A 21,280-nucleotide genomic window follows, 5' to 3' on the forward strand; every position below is an offset into this window, starting at 1 on the left:
GCACTTCTCTTTTCCCTTTTTTGATTACATTATACCACAAGGGAAGGGAAGGGAAGGGAAGGGAAGGGAAGGGAAGATTCGTTTTTTATTCTTTTATTTGTCTTTAAAGCCTTGGTATCACTGGATTTTTTGAAAAAATGTAAAGTTTAGAATGAGAAATTTTCTTTCAAAAAAATCTCAATTCAAAGGATGAAGCAGTCATTGAATTGAGAAGTTGAGTTTTTTATTTTTTTAGATGATAATTATAACTTGCAAGAATAATGTCTTCATGTGAGTTGAGGGCCATCCGTAAGCGGAGTCCTGTTTGATTATGGAACATATTTTCCCAAGGTTTAGAAGGGATAAAGTTTGGAATAATCACTGTAGTAGTGAAATTTCGTTTTTTAGCATCTTTACTTGTCAAACCAATGTAGCGAGCGGCGGGAGCAATGATGTCACGATAATTCGTCTGAATCACAGTCAAATGTAAATCAGGAAATGTTGATTTAAATTCTGTCTCAATCTCTTGTTCTTTTTGTGTATTTTCTTTGGTTGAAACATGGAGTGCAATCACATAATCTCCGATAGAGCGTGCATAATTGATGGCGCCTAAATCAACATTTGTCATATTTCCAACCAGTACAATGACAGTATTCCCATCAAACTTGTGCTCAGCCACTCCCTCACGCAAGCGTAATTGCTCTGCAACATTGACATAATGATGATGCACGCGAAGAAAAGCAAAAATCAAGAGTGGAAGGACAAGAAAGAAAGGCCAAATCTCAAGTGTTCTGAAAATCAGAAGAATCATAACGACTGAAAATGAAATCAAAGCACCAATGATATTTGGAATGGAATGAAAAATAAATTTATTTCCTAATTTCTTTTTCCAATGCACAACCATCCCGACTTGAGCGAGTGTAAATGGTGTAAAAACACCAATCGCGTAAAGTGGAATCAAGCGCTCTGTTTGACCTTTAAAAATCACAAGTAAAACAATCGCTCCTGCAGCAAGACTAATGATCCCATTAGAATAACTCAAACGATCGCCGCGGGCAGTAAACATGTGTGGCATGTATTTATTTTTTGCCATATTAAATGCTAAGACGGGGAAAGCTGAATACCCCGTATTTGCAGCAACTGCGAGGATTAAGGCGGTTGAGAATTGGAAGATAAAGAACATCACATGTCCAATCGGACTTTCTCCAAGTAATCCGTTTGCCATTTGCGCAATCACTGTAATATTGTGACCAGGCACAAGTCCCATCCAATAAGCAAAGAAAACAACACCGGCAAAGAATACAGCCAAAATCGAGCCCATCATGACTAATGTCAATGCTGCATTATGTTCTTTTGGACGTTTGAAAAATGGCACTGCATTTGAGATGGCTTCCACTCCTGTGAGGGATGAGGAACCTGTGGAGAAGGCTTTTAAAATCAGGATTAATGTGACCCCACCAATAGAAGCACCTAAATGTGCTGGTGCGTGATAGGGTAAACTTCCAGATAAAATCCTGACGACTCCAACAGCAAGTAAAACAAAGGTACTTACAATAAAAGTATAGACTGGAATCATTAAAAATGCCGCCGATTCACGTAGTCCACGCAGATTCATAAACATCAAAATCAACGCAAGAACAATCGCAATCCCTAAGTTATACTTATAGAGCTCTGGAATCGCAGAAGTGATTGCATCTGCTCCAGAAGCTGTCGATACAGCGACCGTCAACATATAATCTACAAGTAACGAACCTCCAGAAATCAATCCTGGAATTGTTCCTAAATTTTCTGTTGAAACAAGATAAGCACCTCCACCAGATGGATAAGCATGAATGACTTGTGTGTAACTCCAAATCAATGCAGCCAGCAAAATCAAAATTACTGCAGCAATTGGAACAGAATACCATGTTGCAGCAGCTCCAACGGTCATCAAAACGATGATGATTTGCTCTGGTCCATAAGCAACAGAAGATAGCGCATCAGATGAAAGCATCGCAAGCGCTTGTTGCTTATTTAATAAATGTGAATCATCCGAAGATGATTTCAAGGGCTTACCGATTAAAATTTCTTTTAATTTTTTAAACACTTTTTTACTCCTATAATCGTAACCAAATTATTATAGCATTTTTTTGTTGATTCATCACGGTTGAGTGTGCTAAATCCGCAAAAACAAACGAATTTATCCATAAAGTATTAAAAGTAACATTAAAATGATGAATCCTCTTTACAATCTTGAAAATTAAATGAGGACAAGCGTGTAAAATTTGTAAAAATATGATAGAATAGGCTAGAATAAACTTGACAAGGAGCGATCAAAATTGGCTGAAATTGAAGCATTAAATGACCAAATGAAAGTGCGTCGTGAAAAAATGGAAAACTTGCGTGAGGCAGGAATTGATCCATTTGGCACAAAATTTGTACGCACGCATAATTCTGCTGAATTACACACAAAATTCGATGCAGATACTAAAGAAGAACTCGAAGCAAAAGCATTGACAGCAACTGTTGCAGGTCGAATGATGACAAAACGTGGAAAAGGAAAAGTCGGTTTTGCACATCTTCAAGATCGAAACGGACAAATCCAAATTTATGTGCGTAAAGATGCGGTTGGTGAAGAAAATTATGAGCTGTTCAAAAAAGCCGATCTTGGTGATTTCTTAGGTGTTGATGGGGATATCATGAAAACAGACACAGGTGAAGTGACACTTAAAGCAAGCCACCTCACTTTTTTGAGTAAAGCTTTGCGTCCATTACCTGAAAAATTCCACGGGTTGACAGATACCGAGACACGCTATCGTAAACGGTATTTGGATTTGATTTCAAATCGTGAAAGTTTTGATCGTTTTGTGATGCGCTCACGAATTGTCTCTGAAATTCGACGTTATATGAATAGTCTTGGTTTTATTGAAGTAGAAACTCCAATCTTGCAAAATGAAGCTGGTGGGGCAGCTGCACGTCCATTTTTCACACACCATAATTCTTTAGATATGGATATGGCGCTTCGGATTGCAACAGAGTTGCATTTGAAACGCTTGATTGTCGGAGGAATGGAAAAAGTCTATGAAATGGGCCGTGTTTTCCGTAATGAGGGGATGGATCAAACGCACAATCCTGAATTTACAACGATGGAAAGTTACGAAGCTTATGCAGATTATCATGATGTAATGGATATGGTTGAGGGCATCTTCCAATCTGTCGCCAAAAATGTGGTCGGTCATGATGTGTTGGACTATGATGGACATGAAATTAATATGGGTGGACAATATCGTCGTGTTCACATGGTAGATGCGATTAAAGAAGTTTCAGGAGTCGATTTTTGGTTGCCAATGTCTTTTGATGAAGCTGCAAAACTTGCTGAAAAACACAACATTCACCTTGATCCACACATGAACACAGTTGGACATATCATTAATGAATTCTTTGAAACTTATGTAGAAGAAACTTTGATTCAACCTACTTTTGTTTTTGGTCATCCAAAGGAAATTTCACCGCTTGCAAAAGCGAACGCTGAGGATGCACGATTTACAGATCGTTTTGAGTTTTTCATTGATGGACACGAATTCGCAAATGCATTTTCAGAATTGAATGATCCAATTGATCAATTAGAACGTTTTGAAAAACAAGCACAGGCTAAAGCATTGGGCGATGACGAAGCAACAGGTGTTGATTACGATTTCGTCGAAGCGCTTGAACATGGAATGCCACCAACAGGTGGTTTGGGAATTGGTATTGATCGATTGGTCATGCTCTTTACAGGAACGACAAGTATCCGCGATGTCTTGCTTTTCCCTACAATGAAATAAAAAGAAACGAAAAGACACTCTTGATTGGGCGTCTTTTTTGTCACAGCTTCATATAAAAAAGAAACACGGATGTTTCAATTTTCTAAGTATTTTTCCCAAATTTCATCAAACAATGTCAGATTAAAATAAAAGGGAGCATGTGTTTCAAGATAACTTGAAATTTCTTCAAAATCACTGCTGTGCTTTGGAAAAAGCGGATCTCGAAAAGCGAGATTTGCAAGTCGGGTCACATCATCAACTTCTATTGGTGCGCGATATTTCATTAAAAATGTATAAAAGGGTCTATTCATTCGTTCACTTTATTCTCCTCTTTTTTTGACCAATGTTCTAAAATAAACGTGCGTCGTTCTTGTATTTCTTCTTGATAGGTTTGGGGATGTTTTTTGTAAAATCCTTGATGATACGCTTCTGCGGGCCAAAATATTTGTGCGGGCTCAATGGTTGTCACGATTGGTCCATCAAATCTTCTGGAAGCTTGCAGGGCTGCTTTACTTTTTTGTGCAATGCGCTGTTGATTTTCAGTGCTGTAAAAAATGACGGGACGATAATTGTCCCCGCGATCCTCAAATTGTCCAAACGCATCTGTTGGATCAGTCGTTTGCCAATAAAGTTCAACGAGTGCTTCGTATGGGATTATGTCGTTGTCAAAGATAATTTCGATGGCTTCGGTGTGTCCTGTCATGTGCATCTTGACCTGCTCGTAGGTCGGATGTGCAAAATCTCCTCCCGTGTACCCGCTTGTCACAGTCAAAATTCCTTCACGTTCTTCAAAAGGCTGAACCATGCACCAAAAGCAGCCTCCTGCAAAAATTGCTTTTTCTATTGCCATATTTCTCACTTTCTTTGAATTATTATAACATAGCCTTCATTTCTTTTGCTTGCTCTAAAACTTTTTGTTTTTCATCACCTGCTTTAAACGCTTGATATTCCTTATTTTTAGTCCATCATAAAAAAATAATAAGCCAAATTTTCAAAAAATTATGTCAATTCACTTTACATTCAGAAATTTTGAGCATATAATCAACTTCATACGTAATTGAAAGATATTTATTACGTAAAAATGGTAATACATTATGAGGGAAAAAAATGAAAAATTGGAAAAAAGTTACTTTAGGAACGATTGCACTGGGATCTGCTGCATTGCTTGCTGCTTGCGGACAAAGTAGTACAACTTCAAAAGCTCCATCACTTGCTGTTCCGACTGATATCACAACGCTTGATTCAACATTGAATACCGATACGTACTCTAATTTGTTTATCGGAAATGTAGAAGAAGGTGCAACGCGTGTCGCAGCGAATGGAAAAGCTGTAAATGCTTTAGCTAAATCAATCTCTGAATCTTCTGATGGACTCACATGGACGATTACACTTCGTTCAGGGCTTAAATGGTCAAATGGAGATGCGTTAACTGCAAAAGATTTTGTTTATGCTTGGCAACGGGCAGTAAATCCTGCGACAGGATCACAATATGCTTATCTTCTTGGAAATATTCAAAATGCAAATAAAATTATGGGACTTAAAACAGCGACACAAGCTGATTTGGATACGCTCGGTGTAAAAGCAGTGAGCGATACGAAGTTGACCGTTACACTTTCTCAACCCACGCCATATTTCAAGTTCTTACTTGCTGAGTCCGTTTATTATCCTTTGAATCAAAAATTTGTTGAAAAATATGGAAAGAGTTATGGAACATCCTCTACTAAGACACTTTATGATGGTCCATTTATCTTCAAGGGCAACGGATGGACAGGGACAAATGAAAGTTTCAAACTTGTTAAAAATCCAGATTATTACGATAAAAAAGATGTCAAATCCAATGAAATTGATCTTCAAGTGGTCAAAAATCCAAATACTGCTGTTCAACTTTATAAAGAAGGAAAGTTAGATCAAGTTTCGCTTGGTAGTCCTGATTTGTACAATGCTAATAAAGGCTACACTAAAAATACAAATTTAGTCAAACTTAAAGAATCAACGACGGACTATATCGAATATAACCAAACTGGTAAAGGAACCTCAAATCCAACCGCTGCTAAAGCGCTCCAAAATCAAAAAATTAGAGAAGCGATAAATCTTGCCACCGACCGCTCTGCTATTGTTGCACAATCCACAGCTGTTTCAACTGTTGCGACTGGATTCACACCAACTGGCATGGCGCAAACACAATCTGGAAAAGACTTTGCTAAGTACGCTGCTCAACCTTATACATATAACGTTGAAAAAGCGAAAACATTGTGGGAAGAAGGACTTAAAGAAATCGGTGCCACTTCTGTTAATTTATCGTATGAGACGGATGCAGATAGCCCAACGGCGAAAACTCAAGCTGATTTTCTTCAATCTTCACTTGCAAAAGCATTGCCTGGTTTGAAAATCACTGAAAAGGTTGTTCCTTTCCAACAACGTTTGAAAGATTCTGCTGCGCACAACTTTGATTTGGTCAACTCTTTATGGGGTGGAGATTATGCTGAACCTTCAACATTCCTCCAACTTTTTGCAGCTGGATCAGGACAAAATGATGGTGGCGTTAATAATACAGCTTATCAAGCAGCTTGGACTAAAGCATCAACACTTCCTGATGTGACTAATGATGCTGCTCGGAATGCGGATTATAAAGCTGCTGAAAAAGCGCTCTATGATCAATCCAGCATCAATCCTATCTTCTTCCGTACAACGCCTGCTTTGCGCAATACTGCACTCAAAGGATTGACATTCCACGGCACTGGATTGGAGTATGATTTCAAGACCGTTTACATTAAATAATGTCCCCTATACAAAAACAGATGGAATGATTTCATTCCATCTGTTTTTTATGCTTCATCACTAAGTGTGGTGCCTTGCGGGCTTTGTTTGATTTTTCCTTGTTTCATCAATCCGCCAAGTGCTTTTTTGAATTGTCCTTTTGAGATGCCAAACGTTGCTTTGATTTCCTCTGGATTTGATTTGTCATTGAAGGACATTTTTCCTCCCATTGACTGCAAATAAGCAAGCAGCATTTGACTATCTGCGTCTAACATTTCATACGCGCGCGGTTTTGCGGATAAATTGAGTGAGCGATCTTCTTTTCTAAATCCAATCACGCGCACTTGCAATTCTTGTCCCACCCGTGGTACTGAAAAACGCTCGTTGGGATGGATAAATCCTAGCATGTTATGATCTGGTAAATAGACAAACGTTCCGGATTCTTTATTCCGATATACAATTGCTCGAAGGTTTTGATTGTTCATGTTATCATACCCTGCTTGCGCTAATTGCCAGAAATCTTCATGCCATGCTAAATGTCCCCAAATGCGCGCTTTACGATCTAAGACAAGCTTCACGTAGAGCTGATCTCCTTTTTTGGGCCATTGTTCTTTTTCAAGTGGTAAATCGTCAAGTGAGACGACGACATCTTTTCCTGGGAGTCCTGTATCGACAAACACTCCTAAATCCTTTCGAACGTCTGTCACGACGCCCCAACCAAATGTTTCTTGTGTTGCTGCGAGCGCTACTGTCGTAATCCGACTGTGATTTTCTTTATCTGTATAAACAAATCCCGTCACAACGTCTCCGATAGCATGTTCCCCCTCATCTTTTGCCAAGCGAAAGATGGTATCTCCTTTTTGGAGAAAATAAAACTGGTCTCCTTCTTCAACGATGAGCGCAGCGCATGTTGTTGCGATATAATTTTCCATATTGTTCCTTTTAAGCTGTTTAGGCAGCTTTCTTTTTAAAAAACGGCTCAATGAGCCGTTTTAGTTCCTTTATTGACGGCACTTTTAGAATTACAGATCCAAAAGTTCTTTTTCTTTTACAGAGGCCAAACGATCTGCTTCTTTTACTGCATCGTCTGTTGCGTTTTGGATGTCTTTTTCTAGTGACTTCCGATCATCTTCTGTGATTTCTTTTGCTTTTTCTTGCTTTTTAACGGCGTCCATCGCATCACGGCGGATGTTGCGGATGGCTACTTTTGCAGATTCAATGTATTTGCCCATGTCTTTGACCAACTCGCGGCGACGTTCTTCGGTCAGCATTGGAATCACCAAGCGGATTACAGCGCCGTCATTTGCTGGTGTAATCCCGAGATCTGACTCATAGATTGATTTTTCGATGTCTTTTAAGATGGTTTTATCAAACGGGGTAATCATCAAAACGCGCGCTTCTGGAACTGTGACAGAAGCTAATTGGTTCAATGGTGTGGACGCTCCGTAATATTCTACTTGGATTCGATCAAGTAAACTTGCGTTAGCGCGTCCAGCGCGAATGTGTGCAAGTTCACGTTGCAAGCTTCCAAGGGATTGTTTCATTTTGTCTTTTGCGTGATCAATAATTTCGTTTGTCATTTTTTATTTTCTGTCACTTTCACTTCTTCATTTTCATTTTTGATCTCTTTTTATCTTCACTTGAGGTAAAAATGAACGTGTCAGCTCTGACAGACTCCTTTTTTCTTCTTTTTGAATTCTGTCAGTACTGACAGAAATTTTTTCCTGTGTTTTTTGTTAGATTGATTTATTCAACGGTTGTTCCGATGTTTTCACCCAACACCACACGTTTGATATTGCCAAGTTCATTCATGTTGAAGACAACTAATGGGATGTGATTATCCATTGACATCGTTGACGCGGTACTATCCATGACGTGCAATCCTTTTGTAATCACGTCCATGTGGGTCAAGTTTTCAAATTTTACTGCGTTTTGATCAAGTTTTGGATCTGCATTATAGACACCGTCCACGCCATTTTTTGCCATCAAAATCACATCTGCATTGATTTCAGCAGCACGTAGCGCTGAGGTTGTGTCCGTTGAAAAATATGGTGATCCTGTTCCTCCTGCAAAAATCACGACACGTCCTTTTTCAAGATGACGCTCAGCACGACGACGAATGTATGGCTCAGCAACTGCAGGCATTGAAATGGCTGTCATCACTCGGGTATCCACCCCGAGATTTTCAAGCGCAGATTGGACAAAAAGACCATTTTGGATGGTTGCAAGCATCCCCATATAATCTGCTTGCGCACGCTCCATCCCGCCTTTTTCACCTGTGATGCCACGCCAGATATTCCCACCACCACAGACGATTGCAATTTCAGCACCTAAATCATGAACTTCTTTGATTTCTTTTGCGACAACCTTTGCTGTTTCAGGGTCAAATCCAAAGCCTTTTTCACCAGCAAGTGCTTCGCCAGATAATTTTAAAAGTACACGTTTATATTTAATTTCAGCCATGAGTCCTCCGAGAGGATAAAATCAAGCATTTCTACTTTTTTCTATCCTTGTTTTACTTGTCATATTTTTCAAAAAAATTGTTTTCTTAAAATAAATATGGATTCGACTTGTCAGTAGTCACACAACACGCCATTTTATTTATTTCTTCTATTTTATCATAAAATATTCATTAAAAAAAGGCTCAATGCCTTTTTGTTTTTAATGATGGATGAGTGCAATGAGTGCAAACCCTACAATCACCACTCCTAAAATAATGAAAACGACTCCGAGCACTTTACTAATAAACCCATAAAATGGCACGGGCATCTTTGAATCCAAAAAGTTTTTTTCCAATGTTTGCTTTTGAAAAAGGAAAAATACGCCGCCCACACAAAAAGCAAGCCCGAATAAAATGAAGATTATTTTTTCAAGCATCCCCTGCCTCCTTTAAAATGCGATACTGTTTGTTAAAATCTTTTTCAGGAACAATTCTAAAATTTCCATTTGCCATGACCAGATAGGCACCGGCACTTCCTATGCCGGATCCAAGATAAAAACCAGGTGCTTTTAAGAACACTTCAGAAAATTCCGAAATTTCGTCCCAAAAAACCCACTTTTTATCCAGCGCTTCTTTTACCCACCCAATTGGTTCTTCGTTGGGGCAAATTTTCCAAGCATCACAGATATCAAATCCATTTTTCACTTTTAGGAGTTTGGCATCGCCCGTTTTCGTCATGCTCATGACTTTTGCTTGCGCAGCTGTAAGCAGCTTCAACTTTTGAAGTGCTGTTTTTTCATCCAAAACTTCGATTTTTCCGTCTTTGTGTTTGACAATAACGTCGTTTTTTTGCATTTGTATACCGGTTTCAAGTGCTGTTTTTACCCATTCGCTAGGTTTAGGATCTGCTTTTGTAAAATGCCAGATCTCAACACGTTCGCCATCAAGACTTGCATGCATAGAATCACCTCGATTTCTTTATTGATTCTATTATACATCTGATTTTTCTTTTTTCTTAATTTTTTTCAAGCTTGAAACAGAATTAAAGAAAAGCTGTCTTTTTTTTGAATTTTTCAACGTCTCGTGCGATGATGACTTCTTCGTCTGTTGGGATCACAAGCACTTTCACACGAGATGTTGGCGTTGAAATTTCGCCAACCACGCCGCGAACATTACGTTCTGGTAAAATTTCCATTCCAAACCAAGAAAGTCCATTGACCACATCCTCACGAACTTTTCGATCATTTTCACCAATTCCTGCTGTGAAAATCAGTCCGTCAGCACCATTGAGGACGCCAAAATATTGAGCAATGTATTTTTTGAGACGATCAACAAACATCTCATACGCTAAAATCGCATTTTTATCACCTTGATCTCTTGCGATTTCCAAATCCCGCATGTCACTTGAAACCTCGGAAACACCTTTGATGCCTGACTGATGATTAAATAAATCAATCACATCTTGTGCGGTTTTGAGTTCTGGATCATTTTCAATTAAAAATGGGATGACAGACGGATCCATCTCACCTGATCTTGTCCCCATCATCACTCCACCCAACGGTGTGAATCCCATGGAGGTGTCAATGGATTTTCCACCGTCGATGGCGGATATTGATGCCCCATTGCCGATGTGAGCCGTGATCAATTTGAGTGATTCTAGTGGCTTATCAAAATACTGTGCCGCTTCTCTTGAAACATACATGTGTGATGTCCCATGTGCGCCGTATTTTCTCACTGAAAATTCATTGTAATATTTATTTGGGATCGGATAGCGATAAGCAGCTTGTGGCATGGTCGTGTGAAAAGCAGTGTCAAATACCGCAACAGAAACGGCATCAGGTAAGAGTTTCAAAAAAGCTTCAATACCTGCTGCGTTGGCTGGATTATGAAGGGGCGCGAGATTGGAGATTGCTTTGATTTCTTCAAGGACTGTTTGGGTCACTAAGACGGATTCTTTAAAGCGTTCACCACCTGCAACGACACGATGACCGACACCTGTGATTTCACGAAATTCTTTAATCAAATGGAAATGAATCAATTCGTCCATCAAAAGTAGTACTGCTTGGCGATGATCAATAATATCAATTTCTCGTGTGTGTGCTTCCCCATCAAATTTGACTGTTGACATGGAGCGCTCAAGTCCAATCCGTTCAAAAATTCCTTTTGCAATGACTTTTTCTTCTGGCATTTCATAAAGTTGCCACTTCAAAGAGGATGATCCTGAGTTGATTGCGAGTGTTTTTTCCATGTTATTCTCCTTTATGTATGCGTTTTATTTCTAAAGTATAACATATTTTAAGAAAAATTTTCTGTTTGGCTGATTTTGTATCGTTTAAAATTTCTGTCAGTACTGACAGAAAAAAACACTCACGGTTTTCGTTCAACTCGCAAGTGTTTTTATTTTTCATTTATTTCAGATCACCTACTGTCAGTACTGACAACAGAGTGTTTAAACGCATTTATTTTTTTAACGCTTCCACGTCACGTGCGATAACGAGTTCTTCGTCTGTTGGGATGACAAAGACTTTTACACGTGAGTTTTGTGTTGAAATTTCGATTGCACCAGGTGTGTTATTTTTTTCTTGATCTAATTCAATGCCAAACCAAGATAATCCCTCAAGTACACCTGCACGCATGTACTCTGCATTTTCACCAATTCCTGCTGTAAATACAATGGCGTCTGCACCGTTCATCACAGCTAAGTATTGACCAATGTATTTTTTGATTCGATCACAATACATTTCAAAAGCAAGAATGGCTTTTTTATTGCCGTTAGCTCTGCCATCACGAATGTCGCGCATGTCTGATGAAATTTCAGAAATTCCTGTTAATCCAGATTTTTGATTCATCATATCCACTACATCTTGCGCAGTTTTGAGCGTTGGATCATTGGCCATCAAGTAAGGAAAAACAGAAGGATCAAGTTCGCCTGAACGTGTCCCCATCATAATTCCACCAAGTGGTGTGAATCCCATCGATGTATCAATAGATTTTCCACCTGCAACGGCTGTGATTGACGCTCCGTTTCCGATATGACACGTGATGATTTTAGTGGCTTCAAGGGGTTTTCCAAGTAATTTTGCCGCTTCTTGTGAGACATACATGTGTGAGGTCCCGTGTGCGCCATATTTGCGGACTTGGAACTCATCATAGTATTTATTAGGCAAAGGATAACGGAATGCTTTTTCTGGCATGGTCGTGTGAAATGCAGTGTCAAAAACTGCAACAGCAGTCGCATCTGGTAATAATTTCATAAACGCTTCGATGCCTTGTGCATTCGCTGGGTTATGAAGAGGAGCAAGATTTGATAACGCTTTAATTTCTTCCAATACTTCTGGTGTGATCAAAGTGGATGTTTTGAACAATTCTCCACCTGCTACCACCCGATGACCAACACCTGTGATTTCTGTCAGATCTGACAAGATATGTAAGCGTTTGAAATCTTCAAGCAAGCGCTCGACTGCTTCAACATGATTAGGGACATCAAAGATTTGTTCTTCTTTTTTTCCATCAAACTTCACTGTGACAATGGAATCTTTCAATCCGATCCGTTCAAACATTCCTTTTGCGATCACTTTTTCTTCTGGCATTTCATAAAGTTGCCATTTTAATGAGGATGAACCCGCATTAACTGAGAGTGTTTTAGACATTTCTACTTCCTTCTATTTTACAATTTATACCTTTTCATTATATCACACTCTGGAAATGTTAGCGGTTTTAAAATGAAAAACACCCCTATTTTCGCACTTTTTGCACTTACGCGTCAAAATGTGATTGAAAAGCGGTCATGAGTGCGTGAATGTCTTTTTGATCATTGAGATTTTCAAGCGGGTACACAAATGTTGCGCGTGTACTTTTTGATTTTTTAAACACATAAATGCTTTTTGCTGCCTGTTTAAATAGCTGCTCAGGAAGTGTAATCACAGCGGCAAGATGCGCCTGTTCAACCATCCAATTTTTGAGCGTTTCAGCTTGTACACTTGTCAAAAGATCCGCAGGAGCCAAAAACACTGCAAAACCACTCTCTTTTAGATATTTCATCGCTTGTTCAATCATCAAATGATGGGCGAACGTGTGTCCTTGTTTTTGACCAACAAAAAAAGTCTGTGCAAGCGCATCATCTGGATAAAATCCAATCGGTAAATCAGAAATCACCACATCCACTGGAGCTAACAATTGACTTTGAACCCCATCAACTTGCATAAATGTCGCTTGTAATCCGATGATTTCTGACATTGAAGCTGCTAGATCTAGTAATAAATCATCGACTTCAAAGCCCACATATTCTATATTTTTTGTCGTATTTACAAGTAAAAATTCAGCAAGATTCCCTAAACCAGAGCCCATTTCCAACACACGAATGTCTTTTTTAGGATGCAACGTTTCAATGATAAAGTGAAACAACGCGCCAATTGAATCTGGTGTGAACGCATGATTGGGCTGCATTGGAGCGACTTGAGCTCCTTTTAGCAAAACAAATTGAAACAGTTTTTGCCACTCTTTTTTGGTCAAATGAAGCTGTGAGAGCTTCTGATTTGATGCTGTCAGTACTGACAGCGCCACATCTGTCGGTTTATCAAGCTTTGCTTGCAAAAATGCCGCATTTTGCTCGACGAACGCATCATAAAAATCTGTGTTTTGCTCGCGCGCGATGGATTTGATATTTTCTATCATCAGCAAAAAACCTTGCTCAATTTTTTCCATGTCCATTCGTGTCTCCTTTTTTATCTTTAACTTTTTGATGAAAAACTCAAAAAGCTGTCAGTACTGACAGCCTCACAACAGCTTGTTGGGGCTAATCTCCTGACAGCAATTTCTTATCTTCTTTTGTTTCTATTGCTTCGACGTCCTCTTTGATTCATCTGCCCGATTTCTCGCCAGGCCTTGATCATCAAGAAAAATCCACAAATAACAATCAAAATCTCAAGAACCAATCCCCGATTCATCACAGCTTGTGAAATCGCGACCGCCAAAACGAGCACAACAAGTGCAGCTAATGCAAAAATATCCAAGCTCCGTCTAATCTCTTTTGGCATCACAAATAAATACACCAATGCCATTATGACCAAAAGAATAAAATATAACACGTTGCCCTCCGATTTTGCTTGCACGTTGTCGCATAAAACACGCGATCCCCGTTCATTTTTTCATTCTGTCAGTACTGACAGAATATTTTTTGGTGTCCTTGATTTTCTGACTTAAATCGCTTGCTTAACCTTCAAGTTCCATTTCTGCTTGTTTGCGTTTTTTAGCTGCTTTTTCACGCATTCCCTTGTTTAATTCTTGCTTACGCACGCGAATGGATTCAGGAGTGACTTCCATGTACTCATCATCATTCAAGAATTCAAGAGATTCTTCAAGTGTCATAATTTTAGCCGCTTTGATGACCACTGTTGAATCTTTATTTGATGAACGCACATTGGTTTGTTGTTTCATTCGCGTGATATTGACTGTAATGTCATTTTCGCGTGAATTTTGTCCCACGATCATTCCTTCATAAACTTCAGTCCCTGGCTCAATAAAGATCACACCACGTTCTTCTACATACATGATGGCATAGTGCGTAGCTGTTCCTGTATCTGCTGAAACCAGTGCGCCACGATTACGTCCTCCAATATTTACTCCCTTAATATAAGGTTTGTAGCAATCAAACGTATGATTCATGATTCCATATCCACGTGTCATTGACATGAATTCTGTTGTAAACCCAAGCAATCCACGAGCAGGGACAAGAAAGACCAAACGGACTTGTCCCGCACCTTCATTAATCATATCAAGCATTTCACCTTTACGTTCAGACAACGCTTGAATGATTGAGCCTTGATATTCTTCAGGTGTATCAATTTGAACACGTTCAAATGGTTCACACATCACACCATCGACTTCTTTAATGATGACTTCTGGACGAGAAACCTGGAGTTCGTATCCTTCACGACGCATTGTTTCAATTAAAATAGACAAATGCAATTCACCACGACCAGAAACGATCCACTTATCAGGAGAATCCGTATTTTCAACGCGAAGCGAAACATCCGTTTGTAATTCTTGATTCAAACGTTCTTCAATCTTACGAGAAGTGACCCATTTTCCTTCACGTCCAGCAAAAGGTGAATTATTCACAAGAAAAGTCATCTTAAGTGTTGGTTCATCAATGTGCAAAAGAGGCAATGGTTCAACAGCATCAGATGGGGTCACTGTTTCACCAACAAAGATATCTTCCATCCCTGACATCGCAATCAAATCCCCAGCTTTAGCTTCTTGGATTTCTTGACGCTCTAACCCAAAGAAACCAAACATTTTAGTCACACGGAAATTTTTAGTTGTGCCATCAAGTTTAGACAATGTGACACTGTCCCCAACCTTAATTGTTCCACGAAAAACACGACCAATCCCAATACGACCGACAAATTCATTATAATCCAAAAGTGAAACTTGGAACTGCAAAGGCTCATCAGAATTATCAACTGGCGCAGGAATGTGTTCCAAAATAGTATCAAAAACATTACTCATTGTGTGTTCTTGATCCGCTGGATCGTCTGACATTGAAGATGTTCCATTCAAAGCTGATGCATAAACAACGGGGAATTCCAATTGATCCTCATCTGCACCAAGTTCAATAAACAAATCCAAAACTTCATCAACCACTTCTTGAGGACGAGCAGAAGGTTTATCAATTTTATTGACAACGACGATAGGCGTCAAATGTTGTGCCAAAGCCTTTTTCAAAACAAAACGCGTTTGAGGCATGGTTCCTTCATAAGCATCAACCACCAAAACAACCCCGTCAACCATCTTCATGATCCGTTCCACTTCACCACCAAAATCCGCGTGACCTGGTGTGTCCAAGATGTTAATGCGATGACCATCATATTCAACAGCAGTATTTTTAGCAAGGATAGTAATCCCACGTTCTTGTTCAAGCGCATTTGAATCCATTGCACGTTCTTGCAATTGTGTCCGTGCGTTCAATGTGTGAGATTGTTTCAAGAGTTCGTCAACCAACGTCGTTTTACCATGGTCGACGTGGGCAATAATAGCGACGTTTCTTATATCTTCGCGTAATTTAGTCAATTTTATCATACCTATTCTTTCAATATATCAGACTTATTATAACACACTTTTACCAAACGTGTAAATGTATGTGTTTACACGACTAAATAAAGTTTTTTTCTCTGCTTTTCTTCATTTTTCAATGAAAAAATGCGACTTTTTTTTATAAATCCTCCTCAAAACCTTCCCTCACTTGATTACCGCTTTCAAATAAGGTAAAATATAGTAATGAAAACTCTTTACGATGTGCAAGAATGGTTCAAAAAGTTTGGTTATATTAACCTCTCCCCCAACCGTTTAGATGCGATTTATTTTATGCAACAAGAGCTTAAAAATCTCGTTGCTTCTGGAATCATTGAAAAAAATAATCACGACTACCTTAAAGCGCGCTTGATTTTGCAGCGTGAGGAGCGTTTTGAAAATGAAAAATGAGGAGATCTCTCAAATGGCAAACAAAATCATCGGAATTGACCTTGGCGGCACTTCAATCAAATTTGGCATTTTAACTTTAGATGGAAAAGTCCAAGACAAATGGTCCATTCCTACCAATATCCTTGAAGACGGAAAACACATCGTCCCTGACATCATCGCATCCATCCACCATCGCTTGGATTTATACCAACTTGACAAATCTGAATTTGTTGGGATAGGTATGGGAACTCCTGGTACGGTTGATATTGAAAAAGGAACCGTCAGAGCTGCATTTAATCTCAATTGGGAAAACACACAAGAAGTTGGTCCTGTGATTTCCAAAGCAATCGGATTACCTTTTGTTCTTGATAATGACGCAAATGTTGCTGCATTAGGAGAAGCTTGGGTCGGTGCAGGAGAAAATAATCCAGATGTTGTTTTCATTACTCTAGGTACTGGTGTTGGCGGTGGTATTATTTCTGCTGGTGCTCTTGTTCATGGTGTTGCTGGCGCGGCTGGTGAGATTGGACACATTTGTGTGGAACCCGACGATGGTTTTGCTTGTACCTGTGGAAATTTTGGCTGTTTAGAGACATTAACTTCAGCAACAGGAATTGTCCGCTTAGCAAACAAGTTCGCAGAAGAATATGAGGGAGACTCCAAAATTAAAGCTGCAATTGATAATGGTGAACTTGTGACATCAAAAGATATTTTTGTTGCGGCACAAGAAGACAGTGATGCTTTTGCACTCCGTGTCGTTGATCGTTTTGCATACTATCTTGGATTTGCTTGTGCCAATCTTGGGTCAACATTAAATCCAGATTCTATTGTTATTGGTGGCGGTGTTTCTGCTGCTGGAGAATTTTTACGCGAAAAAGTGGACGCTTACTTCAAAAAATACGCCTTCTCAACGGTTCGTAACACCACAAAAATTAAACTTGCTGTCCTTGGAAATGATGCAGGAATCATTGGTGCTGCAAGCCTTGCTTTAAAAATAAAAGGAGAATAAAATAAATGCTTTGGTTAATTATTGATGTTGTTTTAGTTATTGCCATCATTATGATGCTTTTTTACCCCAGATGGAATCTTCGGCGCAATGCAAAAGTTGTAGAAAACGAAGAATTCAACCGTTTAATGATGACTTCTCAGATTTTAGATATTCGTGAAGCAAATCAATATCGTGTCAAACATATTTTAGGTGCGCGTAATATCGCAGCCGCTCAAATTGATTCAAGTTTAAATGCAATCAGCACACATAAACCTGTCTTGATCTATGAAAATGCAAAACCCATTGCAGCAGCAAAAGTTGCAAAAAAGCTTAAAAAAGCGGGTGTTCCTGAGATTTATATTTTGAAAAACGGATTAAATGGATGGGACGGAAAAGTCAAAGAAGGCGCATAATCGATTTTTTCAAATTTCCACTAAAAAATTAAAAACGAGGGTCATTTGATATGATCCTCGTTTTTTTGCCTCTTACAGCACAATTTTCTCTGATTTCAGATAAAAATAATTTTTACCAGCCCAATTCTGCTTTAATCATCCAAGTGGTTTTCTCAATATCTCCAAGTGCACCTGTATAAATATCTGCAGTCACATCATCGTGGTTTTCATTGGCCACATCAATCCCCTGTCTAAAGAGATCGGCTAAATATTTGTACGCTGTAACCAACGCTTCAAATCTCTCGTGAATGGATTTATCCCAGCTTGCAGTTTCTAAGCTGATTTTTGAAGTGTCATCAAATTCTTTTAAAGTAGAAAGTGGTGATCCTCCAATAGTGATTAAGCGTTCTGCAAATTCATCTTGAAGTTCATTCAAATCAGAAATGAAACTATCCATTTTTGGATGAAGATTCATAAATCCTGGTCCACGCATATACCAGTGGATTTGGTGAACAAGTGCTGATGCTTTCGCAAGATCGGCAACCGTTTGATTGAGAATTGTGTTTACGTCTGACATAATTTTCTCCTTTTTCTATCATTTATTTTTAACTCTTCTTTAATTATACCCGTTTTTTGAACAAAAGCCAAATCATTCCCATAAAAAGTGACAACTCTTTTCTTTTTACGTATAAAAAGATATGCTTAGTTTACTTATTTTCTTTTTTGGAAGTACGATTGGTTCTTTCTTACTCGTTTTTGTCGAACGTTTTTTCACTGAAGAATCTTTCATTTATGGACGATCACATTGTGATCATTGTCAGCATCGTTTGGGCATTTTTGATCTTGTGCCACTCCTATCTCAATTATTTTTGAGAGGGCGATGTCGGTATTGCAAAACAAAAATTTCATTTCTTAATTTTTTTACGGAATTGATTTGTGGTTTAATTTTTCTCAGTGCTTTTCTTCACTTCACATCCGTCACCCAAGCATTGAGTTTTCTTTTTTGTCTCGTTCTTTCTTTGTTTGATGCAAAAAATCATGGATTCCCCCTTCTCGTTTGGGGAGGATTTGCCGTTATATTTTTCCTGATTTTTCCTTTTCATGTAACCATGCTATGCTGGTTTTTCCTGGCTTTGCTCGCTGATTGTTTTCCGCTTAAAATCGGGGCAGGAGATTTTTTGTGGCTCTTTATTTTGTCTTATTTTTTATCATTCATTCAGTTAGTCGAAGTCATCCAAATCGCTAGTGTATTGGGGCTTTTGTGGTATGTCTTCAAAAAAGAAAAAGAACTGGCTTTCATTCCGTTTTTATCTATTGGATATCTAATCCTATTTCTAACGCTCCAAATTCACTAACAGTAACGCCCAATAATCGCACTCCTCTTGATTCATCAAAATCAATCGTTTCAAAAAGTTCTGTTGCTGCAGTTTTGAGTTTTTCATTTAGTGAGATATTTTCCTGAAATTTTTTTCGTTTAGTGAATGTTGTAAAATCTGAATATCTCATTTTGATCGTCACGACATGCCCCACTAAATCGTATTTTTTTAGACTCTCTGCGACCTTTTCTGATAGAATATTCAACTCTTCTTTGATATCACTTGAAAAATAAAGGAGTTTTCCATAGGTTTTTTCTTTACCCACAGATTTTCTTTGACGTGAATTTTTTACTTTTGCCTGGTGGATCCCGTTTGCTTTGAGATACAATTCCCAGCCATAAACACCAAATCGCTCAGCTAAGTCTAGTGGATCAGCTTCTTGTATTTCTTTTCCTGTTTGAATATTCATTTCATGAAGTTTCGGGACTGTTGCTTTTCCTACACCGTGAAATTTTTCTATTGGTAATTGCGCTAAAAAAGCTTTAGCTTCTGCGGGTAAAATCACTGTCAAGCCATGTGGCTTTTGATAATCTGAAGCAATTTTTGCTAAAAATTTGTTGTAAGATATCCCTGCAGAGCAAGTCAAATGGAGTTCAACAAAAATATCGTGTTGAATTAATTTTGCAATCTTGATGGCAGATGTTGATTGAATCTTGTTTTCTGTAACATCTAAGTAAGCTTCATCAATGGATGCACGCTCCACTTGGTCGGTATATCTAAAAAAGATTTTTTGAATTTGCTGTGAAACAGCGGTATATTTTTCATAATGCCCAGAAATAAAGATTGCTTGAGGACAGCGTTCATAAGCTTCTTGAGCGCTCATTGCTGAGTGAATACCAAAAGCCCTGGCTTCGTAAGAGCACGTAGAAACAACACCTCTTCCACCTGTCTCTAAGGGATTTCTCGCAATCACGATTGGTTTCCCTTTGAGAGATGGATTGTCCCTGATTTCTACAGCGGCAAAAAAAGCGTCCATGTCAATGTGTATAATTTTTCTTGATGTATCATTGATGAGTGGAAAAGAGAGCATGATTTTTTCTCACTTTAGGCAGAATGCTGATTGGTTTTGATGGGTTTTGTTTTTGTTTCCGTTTTTCTTATCTGATTTATTAAATGCAGTGATTTTTGCGTTGTGTTTTGATTTAATTTGCGCTCTAAAAGCAGGACTAATTCGTAACTTACGGAAAAAATCACACCGACACTCAAAATCGGAATAAATTGCATGTAATTCTCTAACATCATCATCTCCATCAACCAAAGCTTCTGCGTTAATCTTCGATTTGTTCTTCTTCAAGTTCCATAAAATGATCAACCACTGGTCCAATAATTCTGAAATTATCTTCTTCTCCTAAATAAAAATCTTTGTATTTAGGATTTAATGAATGAATCCTGAACTGTTGATCTTCTTTAAAAACTTGTTTAATATAAAGTTGTTCATCTCCCAAATCTCCCTGAGAAATGGCATAAATCTGACCATCACGATCGAATCCTGTTTTTAAAAAGGTAGCAATCGAAAAATTAGGAAATTCTGGCTCCATTGACTCCCCTTTGATTCGCGCTGCTCCGTCATATCTCGCCAATCTTTCTGGAGTATAGGCTTTGTATGTTTCACCTGTATTTGAAACTGCCTGTCCATATCCTGCTGACAGTTGCTCGTCTTCAACGATAGCATAGTGAAGGCGATCGCGTTTGTAGCGTGTGATTTCGATAATTTTTGACATCGAGCGCTCTTTTTGTGGGATTTGGACTTGTTTTTGCATCAAAAAATGCGCAAACTCAGACAATTGAACTTTTTGGGAATTGCTTAACCGTCTGAAATCGTCAATCAACAGTCCTTCTTCAGTGTTTATATCATCTTTTTCTATAATTTTGCGGATAGGCATCTGATAGATATCAGATAGTTTTTCGAGCAACTCCAATGTGGGATTACTCTTTTTTTGTTCCCATGAAACATAACTACTCTGTTTAATCCCGAGCCTTTTTGCTAATTCCGACTGGGTGAGATTCGCAGAAGTGCGAAGTCGCTTGATATTTTCTCCGAAATTCATCGCTTCCCTCTTATCGTGTTTTTCTATATTATAATATATTTATATCGCATTTGTCAA

General features: G+C 38.6%; 23 protein-coding genes. 6 read left to right on the top strand and 17 right to left on the bottom strand.

Features of this window, described 5'->3' with window-relative positions; translation table 11 throughout:
- Positions 1-223: 223 nt before the first annotated feature.
- Positions 224-2,065, bottom strand: a complete 1,842-nt coding sequence (locus GHI93_RS09710) for an APC family permease (RefSeq protein ID WP_343030356.1) — start codon at positions 2,063-2,065, stop codon at positions 224-226.
- 262 nt (positions 2,066-2,327) lie between these two features.
- Between GHI93_RS09710 and lysS the strand changes: the two genes are divergently transcribed.
- Positions 2,328-3,782, top strand: coding sequence for a lysine--tRNA ligase (gene lysS, locus GHI93_RS09715; RefSeq protein WP_170272430.1), 1,455 nt, complete (start codon positions 2,328-2,330; stop codon positions 3,780-3,782).
- A 74-nt stretch (positions 3,783-3,856) separates the two neighbouring features.
- On the opposite strand, the gene GHI93_RS09720 is transcribed toward lysS, so the two are convergent.
- Positions 3,857-4,072 carry a YozE family protein gene (locus tag GHI93_RS09720; protein ID WP_153496863.1) on the bottom strand — a complete coding sequence of 72 codons (216 nt, stop codon included), beginning with the start codon at positions 4,070-4,072 and terminating at the stop codon, positions 3,857-3,859.
- Complete coding sequence (msrA, locus tag GHI93_RS09725) at positions 4,069-4,611, bottom strand: peptide-methionine (S)-S-oxide reductase MsrA (protein WP_153496864.1); 543 nt, start codon at positions 4,609-4,611, stop codon at positions 4,069-4,071. The genes GHI93_RS09720 and msrA overlap by 4 nt, the downstream gene beginning before the upstream one ends.
- A gap of 257 nt (positions 4,612-4,868) precedes the next feature.
- Between msrA and GHI93_RS09730 the strand changes: the two genes are divergently transcribed.
- The gene (locus GHI93_RS09730) at positions 4,869-6,539 is read left to right on the top strand and encodes a peptide ABC transporter substrate-binding protein (RefSeq protein WP_153496865.1); all 1,671 of its coding nucleotides are present in this window, start codon (positions 4,869-4,871) and stop codon (positions 6,537-6,539) included.
- A 47-nt stretch (positions 6,540-6,586) separates the two neighbouring features.
- Here GHI93_RS09730 and GHI93_RS09735 read toward each other — a convergent pair whose 3' ends face one another.
- The 10 genes from GHI93_RS09735 to typA all read right to left on the bottom strand — a co-directional run bounded on the left by GHI93_RS09735 (position 6,587) and on the right by typA (position 16,029).
- Entirely contained in the window at positions 6,587-7,450 is an 864-nt protein-coding gene (locus GHI93_RS09735; protein ID WP_153496866.1) for a CvfB family protein, read from the bottom strand.
- Between the two features lie 90 nt (positions 7,451-7,540).
- Entirely contained in the window at positions 7,541-8,098 is a 558-nt protein-coding gene (gene frr, locus GHI93_RS09740; protein ID WP_153496867.1) for a ribosome recycling factor, read from the bottom strand.
- Between the two features lie 166 nt (positions 8,099-8,264).
- Positions 8,265-8,981, bottom strand: a complete 717-nt coding sequence (gene pyrH, locus GHI93_RS09745; protein WP_153496868.1) for a UMP kinase — start codon at positions 8,979-8,981, stop codon at positions 8,265-8,267.
- Between the two features lie 198 nt (positions 8,982-9,179).
- Positions 9,180-9,395 (bottom strand): hypothetical protein, encoded by a 216-nt coding sequence (locus GHI93_RS09750; RefSeq protein ID WP_153496869.1) that lies wholly within the window; start codon positions 9,393-9,395, stop codon positions 9,180-9,182.
- Positions 9,388-9,918, bottom strand: coding sequence for a hypothetical protein (locus GHI93_RS09755; protein ID WP_153496870.1), 531 nt, complete (start codon positions 9,916-9,918; stop codon positions 9,388-9,390). The genes GHI93_RS09750 and GHI93_RS09755 overlap by 8 nt, the downstream gene beginning before the upstream one ends.
- Positions 9,919-10,000: 82 nt before the next feature.
- Positions 10,001-11,206, bottom strand: a complete 1,206-nt coding sequence (locus GHI93_RS09760; RefSeq protein WP_153496871.1) for an acetate kinase — start codon at positions 11,204-11,206, stop codon at positions 10,001-10,003.
- A gap of 211 nt (positions 11,207-11,417) precedes the next feature.
- A complete protein-coding gene (locus GHI93_RS09765) occupies positions 11,418-12,608 on the bottom strand; it encodes an acetate kinase (RefSeq protein WP_153496872.1) in 1,191 nt (396 codons plus the stop codon).
- Positions 12,609-12,714: 106 nt separating this feature from the next.
- The gene (locus GHI93_RS09770) at positions 12,715-13,668 is read right to left on the bottom strand and encodes a class I SAM-dependent methyltransferase (RefSeq protein WP_153496873.1); all 954 of its coding nucleotides are present in this window, start codon (positions 13,666-13,668) and stop codon (positions 12,715-12,717) included.
- 107 nt (positions 13,669-13,775) lie between these two features.
- Entirely contained in the window at positions 13,776-14,045 is a 270-nt protein-coding gene (locus GHI93_RS09775) for a DUF3165 family protein (RefSeq protein ID WP_343030357.1), read from the bottom strand.
- A 124-nt stretch (positions 14,046-14,169) separates the two neighbouring features.
- On the bottom strand, positions 14,170-16,029 hold the full coding sequence (gene typA / locus GHI93_RS09780) for a translational GTPase TypA (protein ID WP_170272431.1): 1,860 nt from the start codon (positions 16,027-16,029) through the stop codon (positions 14,170-14,172).
- A 207-nt stretch (positions 16,030-16,236) separates the two neighbouring features.
- On the opposite strand from typA, the gene GHI93_RS09785 reads away from it, so the two are divergent.
- From GHI93_RS09785 to GHI93_RS09795, 3 genes are read left to right on the top strand one after another with little or no spacing between them, the layout of a single operon-like run.
- Positions 16,237-16,440 carry a YqgQ family protein gene (locus tag GHI93_RS09785; protein ID WP_153496875.1) on the top strand — a complete coding sequence of 68 codons (204 nt, stop codon included), beginning with the start codon at positions 16,237-16,239 and terminating at the stop codon, positions 16,438-16,440.
- Positions 16,441-16,453: 13 nt separating this feature from the next.
- The gene (locus GHI93_RS09790) at positions 16,454-17,428 is read left to right on the top strand and encodes an ROK family glucokinase (RefSeq protein WP_153496876.1); all 975 of its coding nucleotides are present in this window, start codon (positions 16,454-16,456) and stop codon (positions 17,426-17,428) included.
- A 5-nt stretch (positions 17,429-17,433) separates the two neighbouring features.
- The gene (locus tag GHI93_RS09795; protein WP_153496877.1) at positions 17,434-17,820 is read left to right on the top strand and encodes a rhodanese-like domain-containing protein; all 387 of its coding nucleotides are present in this window, start codon (positions 17,434-17,436) and stop codon (positions 17,818-17,820) included.
- A gap of 112 nt (positions 17,821-17,932) precedes the next feature.
- Here GHI93_RS09795 and GHI93_RS09800 read toward each other — a convergent pair whose 3' ends face one another.
- A complete protein-coding gene (locus GHI93_RS09800) occupies positions 17,933-18,376 on the bottom strand; it encodes a Dps family protein (RefSeq protein ID WP_153496878.1) in 444 nt (147 codons plus the stop codon).
- Positions 18,377-18,497: 121 nt separating this feature from the next.
- On the opposite strand from GHI93_RS09800, the gene GHI93_RS13290 reads away from it, so the two are divergent.
- On the top strand, positions 18,498-19,154 hold the full coding sequence (locus tag GHI93_RS13290; RefSeq protein ID WP_153496879.1) for a prepilin peptidase: 657 nt from the start codon (positions 18,498-18,500) through the stop codon (positions 19,152-19,154).
- Here the strand turns inward: GHI93_RS13290 and dinB are convergent.
- The 3 genes from dinB to GHI93_RS09820 are packed head-to-tail and all read right to left on the bottom strand — an operon-like array spanning position 19,111 to position 21,223.
- Positions 19,111-20,205 carry a DNA polymerase IV gene (dinB, locus tag GHI93_RS09810; RefSeq protein WP_153496880.1) on the bottom strand — a complete coding sequence of 365 codons (1,095 nt, stop codon included), beginning with the start codon at positions 20,203-20,205 and terminating at the stop codon, positions 19,111-19,113. The genes GHI93_RS13290 and dinB overlap by 44 nt on opposite strands.
- Positions 20,206-20,219: 14 nt before the next feature.
- A complete protein-coding gene (locus GHI93_RS09815) occupies positions 20,220-20,414 on the bottom strand; it encodes a hypothetical protein (protein WP_153496881.1) in 195 nt (64 codons plus the stop codon).
- Positions 20,415-20,443: 29 nt separating this feature from the next.
- Positions 20,444-21,223, bottom strand: a complete 780-nt coding sequence (locus GHI93_RS09820) for a helix-turn-helix domain-containing protein (protein WP_153496882.1) — start codon at positions 21,221-21,223, stop codon at positions 20,444-20,446.
- Between the last annotated feature and the right edge of the window lie 57 nt (positions 21,224-21,280).

Origin of the sequence: Lactococcus hircilactis (assembly GCF_009601015.1) — a bacterium.
In the GTDB taxonomy this organism is placed as follows: domain Bacteria; phylum Bacillota; class Bacilli; order Lactobacillales; family Streptococcaceae; genus Lactococcus; species Lactococcus hircilactis.

Bases quoted from the DNA above. Each gene is read 5' to 3' on its own strand.
- lysS (WP_170272430.1), top strand. From the start codon at position 2,328: ATGAAAGTGCGTCGTGAAAAAATGGAAAACTTGCGTGAGGCAGGAATT.
- GHI93_RS09720 (WP_153496863.1), bottom strand. From the start codon at position 4,072: ATGAATAGACCCTTTTATACATTTTTAATGAAATATCGCGCACCAATA.
- msrA (WP_153496864.1), bottom strand. From the start codon at position 4,611: ATGGCAATAGAAAAAGCAATTTTTGCAGGAGGCTGCTTTTGGTGCATG.
- GHI93_RS09730 (WP_153496865.1), top strand. From the start codon at position 4,869: ATGAAAAATTGGAAAAAAGTTACTTTAGGAACGATTGCACTGGGATCT.
- GHI93_RS09735 (WP_153496866.1), bottom strand. From the start codon at position 7,450: ATGGAAAATTATATCGCAACAACATGCGCTGCGCTCATCGTTGAAGAA.
- frr (WP_153496867.1), bottom strand. From the start codon at position 8,098: ATGACAAACGAAATTATTGATCACGCAAAAGACAAAATGAAACAATCC.
- pyrH (WP_153496868.1), bottom strand. From the start codon at position 8,981: ATGGCTGAAATTAAATATAAACGTGTACTTTTAAAATTATCTGGCGAA.
- GHI93_RS09750 (WP_153496869.1), bottom strand. From the start codon at position 9,395: ATGCTTGAAAAAATAATCTTCATTTTATTCGGGCTTGCTTTTTGTGTG.
- GHI93_RS09755 (WP_153496870.1), bottom strand. From the start codon at position 9,918: ATGCATGCAAGTCTTGATGGCGAACGTGTTGAGATCTGGCATTTTACA.
- GHI93_RS09760 (WP_153496871.1), bottom strand. From the start codon at position 11,206: ATGGAAAAAACACTCGCAATCAACTCAGGATCATCCTCTTTGAAGTGG.
- GHI93_RS09765 (WP_153496872.1), bottom strand. From the start codon at position 12,608: ATGTCTAAAACACTCTCAGTTAATGCGGGTTCATCCTCATTAAAATGG.
- GHI93_RS09770 (WP_153496873.1), bottom strand. From the start codon at position 13,668: ATGGACATGGAAAAAATTGAGCAAGGTTTTTTGCTGATGATAGAAAAT.
- GHI93_RS09785 (WP_153496875.1), top strand. From the start codon at position 16,237: ATGAAAACTCTTTACGATGTGCAAGAATGGTTCAAAAAGTTTGGTTAT.
- GHI93_RS09790 (WP_153496876.1), top strand. From the start codon at position 16,454: ATGGCAAACAAAATCATCGGAATTGACCTTGGCGGCACTTCAATCAAA.
- GHI93_RS09795 (WP_153496877.1), top strand. From the start codon at position 17,434: ATGCTTTGGTTAATTATTGATGTTGTTTTAGTTATTGCCATCATTATG.
- GHI93_RS09800 (WP_153496878.1), bottom strand. From the start codon at position 18,376: ATGTCAGACGTAAACACAATTCTCAATCAAACGGTTGCCGATCTTGCG.
- GHI93_RS13290 (WP_153496879.1), top strand. From the start codon at position 18,498: ATGCTTAGTTTACTTATTTTCTTTTTTGGAAGTACGATTGGTTCTTTC.
- dinB (WP_153496880.1), bottom strand. From the start codon at position 20,205: ATGCTCTCTTTTCCACTCATCAATGATACATCAAGAAAAATTATACAC.
- GHI93_RS09815 (WP_153496881.1), bottom strand. From the start codon at position 20,414: ATGTTAGAGAATTACATGCAATTTATTCCGATTTTGAGTGTCGGTGTG.
- GHI93_RS09820 (WP_153496882.1), bottom strand. From the start codon at position 21,223: ATGAATTTCGGAGAAAATATCAAGCGACTTCGCACTTCTGCGAATCTC.